At 64.5% G+C, this 13,580-nt stretch carries 9 protein-coding genes; 5 read left to right on the forward strand and 4 right to left on the reverse strand.

What is annotated here, in order from left to right; translation table 11 throughout:
* Positions 1–60: 60 nt before the first annotated feature.
* Complete coding sequence (locus D0B32_RS24460) at positions 61–2,058, reverse strand: beta-galactosidase (protein ID WP_117336885.1); 1,998 nt, start codon at positions 2,056–2,058, stop codon at positions 61–63.
* Between the two features lie 11 nt (positions 2,059–2,069).
* Positions 2,070–3,263: an ABC transporter ATP-binding protein gene (locus tag D0B32_RS24465; RefSeq protein ID WP_117336886.1), complete on the reverse strand. Its 1,194-nt coding sequence runs from the start codon at positions 3,261–3,263 to the stop codon at positions 2,070–2,072.
* 194 nt (positions 3,264–3,457) lie between these two features.
* Between D0B32_RS24465 and D0B32_RS24470 the strand changes: the two genes are divergently transcribed.
* On the forward strand, positions 3,458–4,492 hold the full coding sequence (locus D0B32_RS24470) for a LacI family DNA-binding transcriptional regulator (protein ID WP_117337170.1): 1,035 nt from the start codon (positions 3,458–3,460) through the stop codon (positions 4,490–4,492).
* Positions 4,493–4,502: 10 nt separating this feature from the next.
* On the opposite strand, the gene D0B32_RS24475 is transcribed toward D0B32_RS24470, so the two are convergent.
* Together D0B32_RS24475 and D0B32_RS24480 are read right to left on the reverse strand one after the other, a co-directional pair.
* Positions 4,503–6,866 (reverse strand): bifunctional diguanylate cyclase/phosphodiesterase, encoded by a 2,364-nt coding sequence (locus tag D0B32_RS24475; protein ID WP_117336887.1) that lies wholly within the window; start codon positions 6,864–6,866, stop codon positions 4,503–4,505.
* Between the two features lie 204 nt (positions 6,867–7,070).
* Complete coding sequence (locus D0B32_RS24480) at positions 7,071–8,243, reverse strand: GGDEF domain-containing protein (RefSeq protein ID WP_117336888.1); 1,173 nt, start codon at positions 8,241–8,243, stop codon at positions 7,071–7,073.
* Between the two features lie 645 nt (positions 8,244–8,888).
* Here D0B32_RS24480 and bcsD point away from each other — a divergent pair.
* The 4 genes from bcsD to bcsA all read left to right on the forward strand — a co-directional run bounded on the left by bcsD (position 8,889) and on the right by bcsA (position 13,580).
* Complete coding sequence (gene bcsD, locus D0B32_RS24485) at positions 8,889–9,344, forward strand: cellulose biosynthesis protein BcsD (protein ID WP_117336889.1); 456 nt, start codon at positions 8,889–8,891, stop codon at positions 9,342–9,344.
* 161 nt (positions 9,345–9,505) lie between these two features.
* Positions 9,506–10,585, forward strand: a complete 1,080-nt coding sequence (gene bcsP / locus D0B32_RS32650) for a cellulose biosynthesis protein BcsP (RefSeq protein WP_181969898.1) — start codon at positions 9,506–9,508, stop codon at positions 10,583–10,585.
* The gene (gene bcsQ, locus D0B32_RS24505) at positions 10,582–11,370 is read left to right on the forward strand and encodes a cellulose biosynthesis protein BcsQ (protein ID WP_117336893.1); all 789 of its coding nucleotides are present in this window, start codon (positions 10,582–10,584) and stop codon (positions 11,368–11,370) included. Before bcsP ends, bcsQ begins: the two co-directional genes overlap by 4 nt.
* Complete coding sequence (bcsA, locus tag D0B32_RS24510) at positions 11,367–13,580, forward strand: UDP-forming cellulose synthase catalytic subunit (RefSeq protein ID WP_117336894.1); 2,214 nt, start codon at positions 11,367–11,369, stop codon at positions 13,578–13,580. The genes bcsQ and bcsA overlap by 4 nt, the downstream gene beginning before the upstream one ends.

The raw sequence follows: 13,580 nt of genomic DNA on the forward strand, positions 1-13,580 counted from the left end.
ACGTCGTTTTCGATGCCGTTTCAGGTTTGCTTCAGGTTTCCCGCTTCAATCTCACGTTGATCATTCAGTAGAACGATAGACCGCCACGCCCTGTGGCTCGATTTCGTTCGAGCCGATCACGAAGGCATCTCCGGCCACATCGACGAGTTCATGCACCTGCTCGCCGTAGTTCAGCACATAGGTCAGACCACCACGCCGGCTCATGCGCACGCCGTCGCCAAGCGCGGTCGTCGCGATACCGGCTTCGCGAGCAATGCCCGCAAAGAGCCGCGTCGTCAGCGCATCATCGAAGATACTCGCGAAGTAATGCACCGCTCCGCTGCGCACATACGCGGGATGACCGTCGACGAAGCGCGCCAGCGTTTCCACCGCGTCTGCGCCGGCACTCTCGACACTGCCGGTATCGAGCAGATCACGCCAATGCCGGCCCACGCCATCATCGAGGCTCGCGCTCGCACGCAGCCTGACCGGCTCCTGCACGTTGGGCCGCAGCGACTCGACCCGCCACACGCGCATCGGCAGCAGCGCGGCGAGCGCACCCGGCGGCAACGCTGCGGGAATCTGCAGGTCCACGGTCTTCGAACCCGTCCGCGGTCCGAGCACCACTTGCGCGCCCGACGCCGCCAGCCGCTGGGCAAAATCAGCCGGCACCACCGGCAAGGGCGGCACCACGATCATCTGATAACCGTCGAACGACGCATCCACCGGCACGATGTCCACGTCGAGACCGAGCCCACGCAGCGCCGAGTAGTACTCGAACGCGAAGCGCGGATAGTGAAAATCCGCGCCCTGCGGATGAATCTCGAACAGCCACTTCGCCTCGTAGTCGTACACGAGCGCGACCTTCGAACGCACATTCGCGTTGGCGTCCTGATCCGCCGCCAGCACGTCGCGAATCTCGCTGGCCACCTGCGCCGCTTCGCTGCCGCCCATGTCCAGACGGTTGTCCGGTGTATTCAGACCGGCGTGCATCTGCTCCTGGGCAAACGGTGCCTGCCGCCAGCGGAAATACGACACGCAGCCCGCACCATGCGCGAACGCCTCCCAGCTCCACAGCCGCACCATGCCCGGCAGCGGCGCTGGATTCCAGTGCGCCCAGTTGACCGGTCCAGGCTGCTGCTCCATCACCCAGAACGGCAGCTTCGACATGCCGCGATAGACATCATGGTTGAACGATGCGAAATCCGGATGACCGGTGCGCAACCACTTCGCCTTCAACTCGGGCGCGTACCACTGCTCTTCCAGCGCGCCAAGCGGATAGCTGTCCCACGTGGCCACGTCCAGATCCGCGGCCACCTTGTAGTGATCGAACTCGGTGAACAGCTGCATGAAGTTGTGCGCAACCGGACGCCCCGGCGAATGCGCGCGGATGATCTCCACCTGCATGCGGTTGTAGCGCGCCACTTCATCCGAGGCAAAGCGGCGATAGTCGAGCCGGTGCGACGGATGCGCCTCGGTGACGGTTGCAATGGGCGCGTCGATTTCGTCGAAGCTGCGGTACTCCATGCTCCAGAACACCGTGCCCCACGCGAGGTTCAGCGCGTCGATGGTCTGATAGCGCGCCTTGAGCCACTCGCGAAAACGCGTCACGGCCGCCGGCGAGTAGCTCACCACCGTCTGGTGGCAGCCGTACTCGTTGTCGGTCTGCCAGTACGCAACCGCGGGATGCTGGCCGTAGCGCTCGGCGACGGCCGTGCAGATGCGCTGCGACGCCTCGAAATACGACGGCGACGAAAAATCGTAGTGACGGCGCGAGCCGAACGCCCGCGGGCGGCCATCGGCGCCCACCGGCAGAATGTCCGGATGACGGTCGATCAGCCACTTCGGCGGCGTCGCGGTCGGCGTACACATCACCACCTTGAGACCGGCCGCGCCAAGCACGTCGACGGCACGATCGAGCCAGCCCCAGTCGTACTCACCTGGCGACGGCTCCATCCGGCTCCACGCAAATTCGGCGATCCGCACCTGCTCGATGCCGAGCGCTTTCATCCGGCGGGCATCGTCTTCCCACATCGATTCCGGCCAGTGTTCCGGGTAATAACAGACTCCTAGGCGCATCCGAGTGTCCTTTATGCGTAGTGTTCGACGGTAGCGAGCGAAGCGACGGCAAAGCCGTCCTCGGTAAACAAGTGGCAAGCCGCGGCGGGCGCGCGGAAGCTGGCGTGCTCGCCCTGCTTCAGATGCGTGTCGCCCGGGGCCTTGGCGATCAGCACGGCGCCATCGGCCTCTTCGAGATGCACATAGCTGTGCTCGCCCAGCTGCTCGACCAGCGACACGACGCGGGTGAGCACGGCGGCATTCGCGCTGTTTGCCTGAGCCTGGGTGGTAGCGGCCGAGGGCGCAGTGGAAGAGGACGCGGCCTCTAGTTCGAGATGTTCCGGTCGCACGCCGAAGGTGACCGGCTGACCCACCTTCAGCGCCGCGCCGTCCACGTTCACGCGCACGGTTTCGCCGCCGCTGTCGAGCGTGACGCTGACGCCATTCGCGTCGATCGCGGCCACCTTGCCTGCCAGAAAATTCATGCGCGGCGAACCGATGAAGCCCGCCACGAAGCGGCTGGCAGGCCGGTGATACAACTCGAGCGGCGCGCCGATCTGCGCGATGCTGCCGTACTTTTCCGTATCCTTGCCGGCGTGCAGCAGCACGATCTTGTCGGCCAGCGTCATCGCTTCGATCTGATCGTGCGTCACGTAGACGACGCTCGCCGTGGCGAACTGTTTATGCAGCCGGGCAATTTCGACGCGGGTCTGGCCGCGCAGGGTGGCATCGAGATTCGAGAGCGGTTCGTCGAACAGGAACACGCCCGGCTCGCGCACGATCGCGCGGCCAATCGCCACCCGCTGTCTTTGGCCGCCAGAAAGCGCCTTGGGACGCCGTTCGAGCAGCGCCTCGAGTTGCAGGATGCGCGCGGCCTCCCGCACCCGGCGGTCTACTTCGTCTTTGGGGGTTTTGGCGATCTTCAGGCCGAAGGCCATGTTCTCGAAGACCGTCATGTGTGGGAACAGCGCGTAACTCTGAAACACCATCGCCACGCCGCGCTGGGCCGAGGGCACGTCGTTGACGACCTTGCCGCCAATCGAAAGATCGCCGTCCGTGACGTCTTCGAGGCCGGCGATCATGCGCAGCAAGGTGGATTTGCCGCAGCCGGACGGACCCAGAAATACGCAGAACTCGTTTTCCCCGATCTCCAGATCGACGTCGCGAATCACCGGAGCGCCCTCGCCGTACGACTTCTGGACGCCTCTCAACGAAATGCTCGCCATCGCTTCGTCTCCGTGATTTAATCAGCTCGAAATCGGAGATTAAGCGCTTAATCTGTACGGCCGAAAAAAAATGATCGCGGGGCGATCATGCGGCGTACAGCATCTCCGATGTCGTTTTATCTATGCCGCAGATGGTGCCGCGCCTGCAGGCGGGAAGCAAATTCCAGGAAATCGTCCCAAATAGTGAATACTTCATGACCACACTGAGCGAAGTCGCACGGCGCGCCGGCTGCACGCCGGCGACGGTGTCGAACGTGCTGCGCAACCGGGGGCGGGTCGGCGAACGCACGCGTCAGCGGGTGCTCGAAGCCGTCGAGGCGCTCGGCTATCAGCCGCATCTTGCCGCGCGTGCGCTGGCCGAGGGCCGCGCGCCGACCATTGCGCTGATGGTGTCGAGCATCGCCAATCCGTTCTATCCCGAGTTCGCGCTGGCTGTCGAACGCGCCGCGCGCAGCCGTGGCCAGTTCCTGATCATCTGCAATACGAACGAAGATCCGCAGATGGGCCGCGCGTATTTGCAGCAGATTGCCGGCACGCTCTCTGAAGGCGTGCTGGTAATGAACGCCAATCTCGACTTCGAGGATCTGCATCAGACCGAGGCACGCGGCGCGCCGGTCGTGCTGTGCATGTGGGAACGGCCGTTGCAGCCGCCCGGTTTGCCGTGCGTCGCGGTGGACTTCCGGCACGCGGGCGAACTGGCGGCCCAGCATCTGCTCGAACTGGGCCACCGGCATATCGGCGCGGTGGTCGGCAGCAAGGTCTCGGGCATCCATGCCGCGCGCTACGAAGGTTACATTGACGCACTCAGGGCGGCGGGTCTCGATGCCCCGCCAGAACGCGTGCTGCACGCCGCGGATACCACCCAGGGCGGCTATCGCGCGACGCGCGAACTGCTCGAACGGGACCCGCAATTGACGGCGATTTTCGCCACCAACGACCTGCCCGCGCTCGGCGCGCTGCACGCGGCTGCGGACCTCGGCTTGCGGGTGCCCGACGATCTTTCGGTGATCGGCATCACGGACATTCAACTCGCGCAGGAAGCACGCCCGGCCCTCACGACGGTCGCCGTTCCGACCGTCGAGGCAGCGGAACTCGCGGTGTCCTTGCTGCGTGAGTTGATCGAGGCGTCACCGCGTAGCAGCAGTGCTGCTGGTGAACCGCGCGTCTGCGTGACGTCGGCGCCGAAGCTGGTGGTGCGGGCCTCGACCGGCGCGCCGCGTACAGGCTAGACGCAGCCGCCTACTCGCTCGCCGGCCACGGCAGATGCGGCGCCGACCAGTCCAGCTCCGTACCCACCACCGCGCGCACATCGCCCGACTGGATCGCCACCGTCACGGCGATGCACGGCCGGCCGCTCGCGAGCGATAGATAAGGACTACTGGTCACGGGAATGCCCGGCAGCAGCACGGCATTGCGGAAGTATGGCCGGTGATCCCAGCGCGCATCGCGCGGGTCGGCCACCGGCCGCAATGATTTGACGTCGCCGACTCCAGCGGTGCCGCACACCTCGATGCCGATCTGCCGCCCTTGTGCGTCGAGCATGAAACAACTGACGCACAGTTCCTGCCGTGCCAGCGCAGCGAACGCTTCTTCCATGGCGACGCCGTTCAGCAGTGCGTCGGCGGCATCACGCAAGGCCATCCGGTACGGCTGAACCTGGCTTTCGAATAGCGCGTGCTGCCGCGCCCGGCCTTGCGCGATCACATCGAAGCATTGATCAATCAGGCGGTTGACCGACTCGGGCGGCGCGATCTGCGCAGACGGCCGGCCCAGCAGAAAACCCTGGGCGAAATCGACATTCGCTTCGACGGCCAGCGTCAGTTCCTCGGTGGTCTCCACGCCCTCCACCACCACCAGCATGCCCGCCTGATGCAGCAGCGACACGAGCTTGGGGAGGATCGACTGCTGCGTGCCGGGGATGGTCGCGCGGATCAGTTCGCCATCGAGCTTGACGAAATCCGGCCGGATGCGGAACAGCCGGTCCAGGTTGGACTGGCCGGCGCCGAAGTCATCCACGGCGATCAGAAAGCCCAGCTCCCGATAGCGCGCCGCCGCCCGCGACATCTCGTCGACGCTGCCGCCGTGCGATTCGAGAATCTCGAGCACAATCTTGTCTGGCTCGATACCCGCCGAATTCACGAGGCTCAACAACTGGTCCGCGTAGCCGTCCGCCACGAAGCTGGCTGGCAAAATGTTGAGGAAGATCCACGCGTCGCACCGGATCAGGCGCTGGGCGTTACGCAGATGCACCGCGTGGCTCGCGCGATCGAGCGCGCCTTCGTCGCTGAGCGGCCGCGGCGCGAACAGCACCACCGGCGGCACCAGCGTGCCGTCTTCCTGCTCGCCGCGCAGCAGTGCCTCGAAACCCACCTGCTTCTGATGCGAGAGGCTATACAGCGGCTGAAAGTGCGAGGTCAGGTAATAGTCGTCCCAACGCGGTCCACGCCTCGTCGCGTTGCTGTCTGGTGCGCCATCTTGCGCATCGGCTGCCCCGATGTCGCGCAGGATTTGCAGCGGATCGAAGTGGGTCGTCCGCTCGGCGCACACGCGGTTGCGGCCGGTGTCCTTGGCGCGCCGAAGCGCTTCGTCGGCGCGGTCGAGCAGCGCCATGATGTTTTCGCCGCGCCGGTGTTCCGCCACGCCGAAGCTCGCCGTGACGTAGCCATCCGGACGGGCGATGTCCGCAATGGCCCCACGCATGCGCTCTGCGAGTTCGATGGCCGAGGCAAGTCCGTCGCGCCGCAGCACCGCGAACTCCTCGCCGCCAATCCGGCTCACCGTGTCGTGTACGCCCGCCTGGTCCATCAGGACCTGCGCGACCTCGTAAAGCGTCTGGTCGCCGAGCGCATGGCCGAACTGGTCATTGAGAGACTTGAAGTAGTCGATGTCGATATAGATTGCGCAGACCCTGGCCCCTTCTGCGAGCGACTCCAGCCGCCGCTCGGCACGCTCCACGAAGGCACGGCGATTTTGCAGGCCGGTCAAGGGATCGGTGGCGGCGAGGCGCGCCAGCCGGTCTTCGAGCAGGAAATGATCGCGCCGGAACCAGTAGAAGCCGAAGTGAAACACCACTGCCGTCGACACCCCGATCATCATCCACAACCACGCGACCAGATCGAGATCGTGGCCAAGCGGCTGCCGGAAGAGGATCGGCAGGCCCGTCGCGTAGAACAGCACCGTGCCGATCAGGAAGTGCGAGGGCGTCAGCCACAGCGGCGCGGCGCAGATGGGAATGACCAGCAGCGCGGGCAACACCCACAGCAGCGACTGGTCGAGCCCGGCCGCATTCACCGCCACGCAAACTGACAGCACTAATGTATAGGCGACACCGGCAGCACCGAACTGCTGCGTGCTGGAGGCGCGGCGCACGGCCAGCACCAGCAGCCCGAGGCATAGCACGCAGGCGAGCCGATACGGCAGCGCGACCTCGGCGCCGGCCACCAGACTGCGTGCGAGCACGAACAGCAATGCCGCAATGACGGTGAAAGCCATCGTGACCGTCGAAAGCGGACGCTGCTGCTCCAGCGAGCGCCGATGGAAACGGTGACGCAAATGGACATCGCTCATGTGTGGCTTAGGGGTGGAAGGCAGGGTGGAAAGCATATTGATTGAAATCAGGCCAGTTCCGTCACGCTCTGCCGATGTATAACGGCAACTGTCTGACAAATATTTATGCTTGTGATCAAACAAAGTTTGATCCGCGCGGAGTCTCGCCCGCGCTCGACCTGCCTTTGGCGCCCCCTTAGTGTCCACCTCAGTGCCCAACTTAGCGCCCACCTTGGTGACCCGCGCGCCCTGCCCGCTCCGTCAGGCGGCCACCACCACCCGGTCGCGGCCCATCGCCTTGGCCGCGTACAGCGCGGCGTCCGCGCGCGCCATCAGCGCCGCGAGCGGCTCGTCGTTGCGGAGCTGATCCACACCGGAGCTAAAGGTATACCCCGCGGTATGGTCCGCAGTGCGCCCCGCTACACCGGCTTGCGCCGGCGGCGGCGTTGAGGCCAGTTCGGCGCGCAACCGCTCCAGCAGAATCGCCGCCTGGGCGGCGTCCGTATCCGGGCACAGCACACCGAACTCTTCACCACCCAGCCGCCCGAACACATCGCCCGCGCGCAACTGGCGCTGCACGAAGGCTGCAAAGTGCGTCAACACCGAGTCACCTGCAGCGTGTCCGTAGCTGTCGTTAATGAGTTTGAAGCGGTCAATGTCGATGATGGCAAGCGCAACCGGCATGCCGTTGCGCGCGGCCGCGTCGAGTACCGCCTGGGCTTTGGTCAGAAACGCACGCCGCGCCCACACGCCGGTGAGATCGTCGACATTCGCGAGACGCTCGAGACGTTGCGCGAGGCGGTCGTGCGCGAGCATCACAATGCCCGTCGACATGCACGGCAACGCCAGAATGCCGATGCCCATGAACGCGGTGTTGAGCGGCGTGACCTGCAGCAGATCGGTTTGCTGGGGATTGCCCAACCCGTAGACCAGTCCGCGTGCTGCGTGGCCGAGGCTGAACAGCAGCGCCGCGACACTGACGAAGTTGTAGCTGTAGCTGGGCCGCCCCGCTGGACGCCCACGCAGCACCGCCCAGGCAATCGACGCATACAGGTAGGCATGAAACGCCGACACCACCGTGACGCGGGCGTCGAAGTCCGGCTCGTAGAAGGTCCAGTACACGATCGACACCAGCACGACGGCGGCACCCGCGTACGCCTCCAGCGGACGCCGTGCGCGCCCGAGGAAGCGATTGCACCCTTCGAGCACCAGCATCACCGAGACGGCGAGTAATTCGTTGGCGCCCACGATCGACACCAGCGGCGACACGTGCCCCTGCGTAGCGAACAGCAGCAGCGACACGACCGCGAGCGTGTTGGCAGCGATCCAGCAACCGAGGCCCGGAATGGCCGCGGGCAGCAGCGAGCCCAGCACGGCGGTGGCCATCAAACCGGACAGCACGGTAACAACAAGAATACTGACGGGACTAAACATGCGAGGAAGAAAGCAGACGGAGGCCACGCAGAAGCGATCCGGCGTGGGGCGGACGGCAATCCGTGCGCGCTTGACACAGGCGTTTCATGCAAAGACCGTATTTCACACCAGAATGCGTGGCAACGGTTGCGCGATCAACCATGAAGTGTGCGGTAACGAAAGCCCACACCACGAAAGCTAATCGAAAAACGCCGGCTGATTTTGCCACGCTCGTTGCGCTCGCTTTGCGTGACGCGCGTGAATCAAACGGCAGTTTCACCGTATTACCCGGCGCGATGATGCAGGCGCACAACACTCGCGCGCATCCTTGCGGAATATTTCAAACGCGGCGTTTGCAAAGCGCTTGCTGCCTCATGCCCGATATTGCTGATCGAAGAGAACGCGTCGGAAAAAATTTCGTACGGCTGGCGCATCTAATTGCGAGTTGCGTACGTAAGCGCATATACGTCGACACAGACCAGTGCTAGCGCGAAGTTAATGACTTCAGTAGACTGACCGAAAAGAGGGGATAGGGAGCTAAATATTGAACAGGGCACGTAAAAATAACCGCTGGGCGCGTGCAACGCGCGTCTGATCTATAACGCAAATTTAATCGTCCGTTTCCGTGCTTCCGTTTAAGCGCTAACGGTCATGACTTCCGGAAATATGGTCCCTAATCTCGAGTACCTGCTTGACCGACAGATCTCTCGTCAATGGCGCGGTTTGCTCACCGCATTGGCAGAGGAGTTTGCCACGCAAATCAGTGAAGATGAACTGCGCCAGTTGATGTTTCGTGTCGGCTGCCGTTTCGCCACTGCGCATGGACTGCCGCCGTGTGCGTCAACGGCGGACCTCGCGCACGCGTTGAATGCACGCTGGGAAGAAGCGGATTGGGGTTATGTCGAACTCACCGATGAACCCGAATATCTGCGCATTGCTCACTCATTTGCGCCGTTGCACGCATTCGGGTTCGCCTCATTAGGGTGGACCCCAGCTTTTCTGCAAGGCGCCTATCAGACGTGGCTGAGCGCATTGGGTGCGGATGGCCTTGCCGTCGCACAGGCGAGCGAATTTGATGAAAACGCTACGCTCGAGTTTCGACTTGGCCGATATCCCGGTTAAGCGTCTCGACGCGATGAGGCTGTGCCGGCGGCGGCGCGGTCAACCGCCGTGCCAGACGATGCGACGGGCGCAGTAACAAGCGCAGTAACAGGCGCAGTAACAACCGAAGTGACAAGCGAGTCGGGCAACGCTCGAACAGACATAGACATGACGGCGGCAACATGAGTCCTTCCAGCGATATCGAAACACTCTTCGGCCATTTCGGTGGCAATGCGGGTGACTACCAGGAGATTGGCCGCGAGAACGAAGCGGGTACGGCCCGCACGCGCTGGCCGCTGCTCGTCACGCTGGATCTGAAGCAGACGCCCATTCCGGCCATCGCGCAGCGCCGCGAACGGCAGGCGGAACAAGCCGCGCAAGCGGGTGAAGGCGAAGCTGCGCAGGACACGACCGGCGCCGCTGGCGCATCGCTCGCCGCGCGTGCCACCGATGCCGCCAGCACGGCCAACCCGCGCAGCAAGGCGCCGCTGTTCGCGCGGCCGCATCGCCGCAACGTGCCGCCCGTCGCTGAACCGATCAAGGTAGATGGACCGCGCGGCGGTGAGCGCTTCGGCGCGGCGCCGCTCGCCGGTGGCCTGGTGGAGATTCCGGCGGTTCTGCCGGTGGCCCCGGTGGCACCGGTGGCCCCTGTTACCCCGGTCGCGGCGACTGCGCCTGTGCCTCCGGTTGCGCCGGCAACTTCGTCTGCTGCGATCCCGCCGGTCGCATCCATTCCCCCGGTCGCAGCGAACTCCGCTTCGCAATCCGCGACGACGCATGCCGCGTCGTTTGCAACGCCCTTCGCAGGCGCTGGCGTCATGCGTCCCGCTCAAGTGGCCGCGCCCACGATGGCAGTGCCGTCTGTATTTAGCCGCCCAGCGGCCACTGCACCCGCGTCGACGCGAACGTTTGCGTCAGCCGGGTTGCCGCCCGTTGCACCGTCTGCGCCTACCGCAGCCGCTGCGTTCGCCAGCGCAAAACCAGCCGCTGCGCCTGCCTCGCCGTTCAGAACCCACCCGCTCGCCGCCATGACCCGACCGGCCACGCCCGTGCAACCCGCTCCCCAGCCGCCGTCGATTCTCGGCAGGCTGTTCGCCGGCACTGCGCCGCAATCCTCAGTGGCTGCGCCCACGGCCGCCGCCGGTAGCCAGCCGGCTGAACTCCGCTCGGTCTTCGATCGTCTGCGCGGCGCGTCCAGCAACGCCGCTGCGCCCGTCTCCGCTCCTCATTCGTGGCTGACCAACGGCCCGCGTCGCTCATGAAAGTCATTGCGGTGGTATCCGCGAAAGGCGGCGTCGGCAAGACCACGCTCGCCGCCAACCTGGCTTCCGTCCTCGCTTCCAGTGGCCGGCGCGTGATCGTGCTCGACCTCGATCCGCAAAACGCGTTGCGGCTGCACTTCGGCGTGCCGCTCGACAGCATCGACGGTCTGTCGCGCGCCACCCTCAGTGGCGACGCCTGGCGCACCGTGATGTTCGATGGCGTCGACGGTGTCACCGTGCTGCCCTACGGCGCCGTGATCGAAGACGACCGCCGCCGCTTCGAAGCGCACATCGATCACGATCCGCTCTGGCTGCTGCATTCGTTGAACGCGCTGCGACTCGACGCCTCCGATATCGTGATCATCGACACGCCGCCAGGTTCTTCGGTGTACACGCGCAATGCGCTGTGCGCGGCCAACTTCACGCTGAACGTCGTGCTCGCCGATGCCGCCTCGTACGCCGCGATTCCGCAAATGGAACGCATGATCGAAACGTATGCCGCGCCGCGTCCGGACTTCGGCGGTGAAGGCTACGTGGTCAATCAGGTCGATCAATCGCGCCAGCTTGCCAAGGACGTGCTCAAGGTCCTGCGCAGCATGCTCGGCGAGAAACTGTTCCCCGGCGTCATCCATCAGGACGAAGGCGTGAGCGAGTCGCTCGCCTGCGACACGACGCTCATCCACTACGATCCGCTCAGCCAGGCGGCCGCCGATTTTCGCGCCTGCGGCCAGTGGCTGCTGTCGCGCATCGATGCCATCGCGGTGTCGCCCGGGAGCGTCGCATGAGTACGCCGCAATCCAAGTCGTTCGAAGACCCCGCCTCCGAACCGTCGCGCGTCGAGCGCTTCATCGACGCGCGTCTGTGGAGCAGCAAACTGGTGGTCATCTGCCTGACGCTGTTCGCGCTGGTGATGCTGTACTTCGTCTTCACGGTGCCGCTCGCCTTCGCCGAGCAGTTGACCTTCGCCACCACCTGCTTCATCTGCGCGCTGCTGTTTCGCCGTCTTCAAGGCCGCTACGCGACGCTCGTGATGATCATGCTGTCGGTGGTCGCCTCGGGCCGCTATATGTACTGGCGCCTGACCACCACGACGTACTGGGAGCATCCGCTGGATGCCGTGTGGGGGTTGCTGCTGGTTTCGGCCGAGGTGTATTCGACCATCGTGCTGATGCTCGGCTACTTCCAGACCGCGTGGCCGCTCAAACGCGAACCCATGCCGCTGCCGGCCTCGCGCGACGACTGGCCGACCGTCGACGTTTTCATCCCCACGTATAACGAGCCGCTCTCGGTGGTCAAGCCGACCATCTATGCAGCGCTCGCGCTCGACTACCCGGCCGACAAGATCGCCATCCACGTGCTGGACGACGGCCGCCGCCCCGAGTTCAAGGCGTTCTGCGAAGAGGCTGGCGTGCACTGGACGATCCGCACGCACAACCGTCACGCGAAGGCCGGCAACATCAACGAGGCGCTCAAGATCACGCACGGCGAATACCTCGCGATCTTCGACTGCGATCACATCCCGACCCGCTCGTTCCTGCAGATCGGCCTCGGCTGGTTCCTGCGCGACAAGAAGCTGTCGATGCTGCAGACGCCTCACCACTTCTTCTCCGCCGATCCGTTCGAACGCAACCTCGGCACCTTTCGCAAGGTGCCGAACGAAGGCGAGCTGTTTTACGGCCTGGTGCAGGATGGCAACGACCTGTGGAATGCGACCTTCTTCTGTGGCTCATGCGCGCTGCTGCGCCGGACGATGGTCGAGGAGATCGGCGGCATCGCGGTGGAAACCGTCACCGAAGATGCGCACACTGCCCTGAAGCTGCACCGTCTCGGCTACACCACCGCGTACCTCGCCATCGCACAGGCGGCCGGGCTCGCCACGGAAAGCCTGTCCGGCCACATCGGCCAGCGGATTCGCTGGGCACGCGGCATGACGCAGATCTTCCGGATCGACAATCCGTTGACCGGCAAGGGCCTGAAAATCGGCCAGCGTCTGTGCTACCTGAACGCGATGATGCACTTCTTCTACGGCATCCCGCGTCTCGTGTTCCTTACCGCGCCGCTGTCGTTCCTGTTCTTCGGCGCGCACGTGATCGAAGCCGCGGCCAGCACGATTGCCATCTACGCGCTGCCGCACATGATGCATGCGAGCGTCACCAACTCGCGCATGCAGCGGCTGTTCCGCCATTCGTTCTGGGCCGAAGTGTATGAGTCGGTGCTGGCCTCGTACATCACCGCGCCGACCCTGCTCGCGCTGATCAACCCGAAGCTCGGCAAATTCAACGTGACCGCCAAGGGCGGCCAGATCGAAAAGAACTATTTCGACTGGGCCATCTCGCGGCCGTATCTGTTCCTGCTGCTGCTGAACCTGGTCGGCTTCGTGGTGGGCCTCGTGCACATCTACCTGCACATCCACGTACGCAGCGAAGTGCAGACCACCGTGCTCAACCTCGCGTGGACCGGCTACAACATGCTGATTCTCGGCGCGAGCGTGGCCGCCGCGAGCGAGCGCCGGCAGATTCGCGCCGTGCACCGCGTGGCCATGAAAATGCCGGTGATGCTGAAGTTTTCCACCGGCCGCACGCTGGCCTGCGAGACCATCGACTACTCGGAAGGCGGCGTCGGTGTCGCGCTGCCGAACAAGATCGAAGTGCCGATGCACGAACGCGTCACCGTCTCGCTCTTCCGTGGCGACGAGGAATATGCGTTCCCTGCCACGGTCGGCTTCACCGCACCTGGCCGCGTCGGTTTGCGCTTCGGCGACCTGAGCCGCGAGCAGGAGTACGAATTCGTCAAAACGACCTTCGCGCGCGCCGATGCCTGGATGGGCTGGGCCGAGGGTCGTCAACAGGACACGCCGCTACGTGGACTGTCGCACGTGCTGCTGGTGGGCGCGCGCGGCATCACCGGCCTGTTCGAACATCTTTACGCAGACATGCGGAGCTGGATGGGCGGCCGCCCGATCGACGTCAAAAAGCTGGATACGAAAAAAGACTGA

It is taken from the genome of Paraburkholderia sp. DHOC27 (assembly GCF_003429005.1).
Classification (GTDB): domain Bacteria; phylum Pseudomonadota; class Gammaproteobacteria; order Burkholderiales; family Burkholderiaceae; genus Paraburkholderia.

Coding starts and splice junctions, on each gene's coding strand:
- D0B32_RS24460 (WP_117336885.1), bottom strand. CDS start 2,058: ATGCGCCTAGGAGTCTGTTATTACCCGGAACACTGGCCGGAATCGATG.
- D0B32_RS24465 (WP_117336886.1), bottom strand. CDS start 3,263: ATGGCGAGCATTTCGTTGAGAGGCGTCCAGAAGTCGTACGGCGAGGGC.
- D0B32_RS24470 (WP_117337170.1), top strand. CDS start 3,458: ATGACCACACTGAGCGAAGTCGCACGGCGCGCCGGCTGCACGCCGGCG.
- D0B32_RS24475 (WP_117336887.1), bottom strand. CDS start 6,866: ATGCTTTCCACCCTGCCTTCCACCCCTAAGCCACACATGAGCGATGTC.
- D0B32_RS24480 (WP_117336888.1), bottom strand. CDS start 8,243: ATGTTTAGTCCCGTCAGTATTCTTGTTGTTACCGTGCTGTCCGGTTTG.
- bcsD (WP_117336889.1), top strand. CDS start 8,889: ATGGTCCCTAATCTCGAGTACCTGCTTGACCGACAGATCTCTCGTCAA.
- bcsP (WP_181969898.1), top strand. CDS start 9,506: ATGAGTCCTTCCAGCGATATCGAAACACTCTTCGGCCATTTCGGTGGC.
- bcsQ (WP_117336893.1), top strand. CDS start 10,582: ATGAAAGTCATTGCGGTGGTATCCGCGAAAGGCGGCGTCGGCAAGACC.
- bcsA (WP_117336894.1), top strand. CDS start 11,367: ATGAGTACGCCGCAATCCAAGTCGTTCGAAGACCCCGCCTCCGAACCG.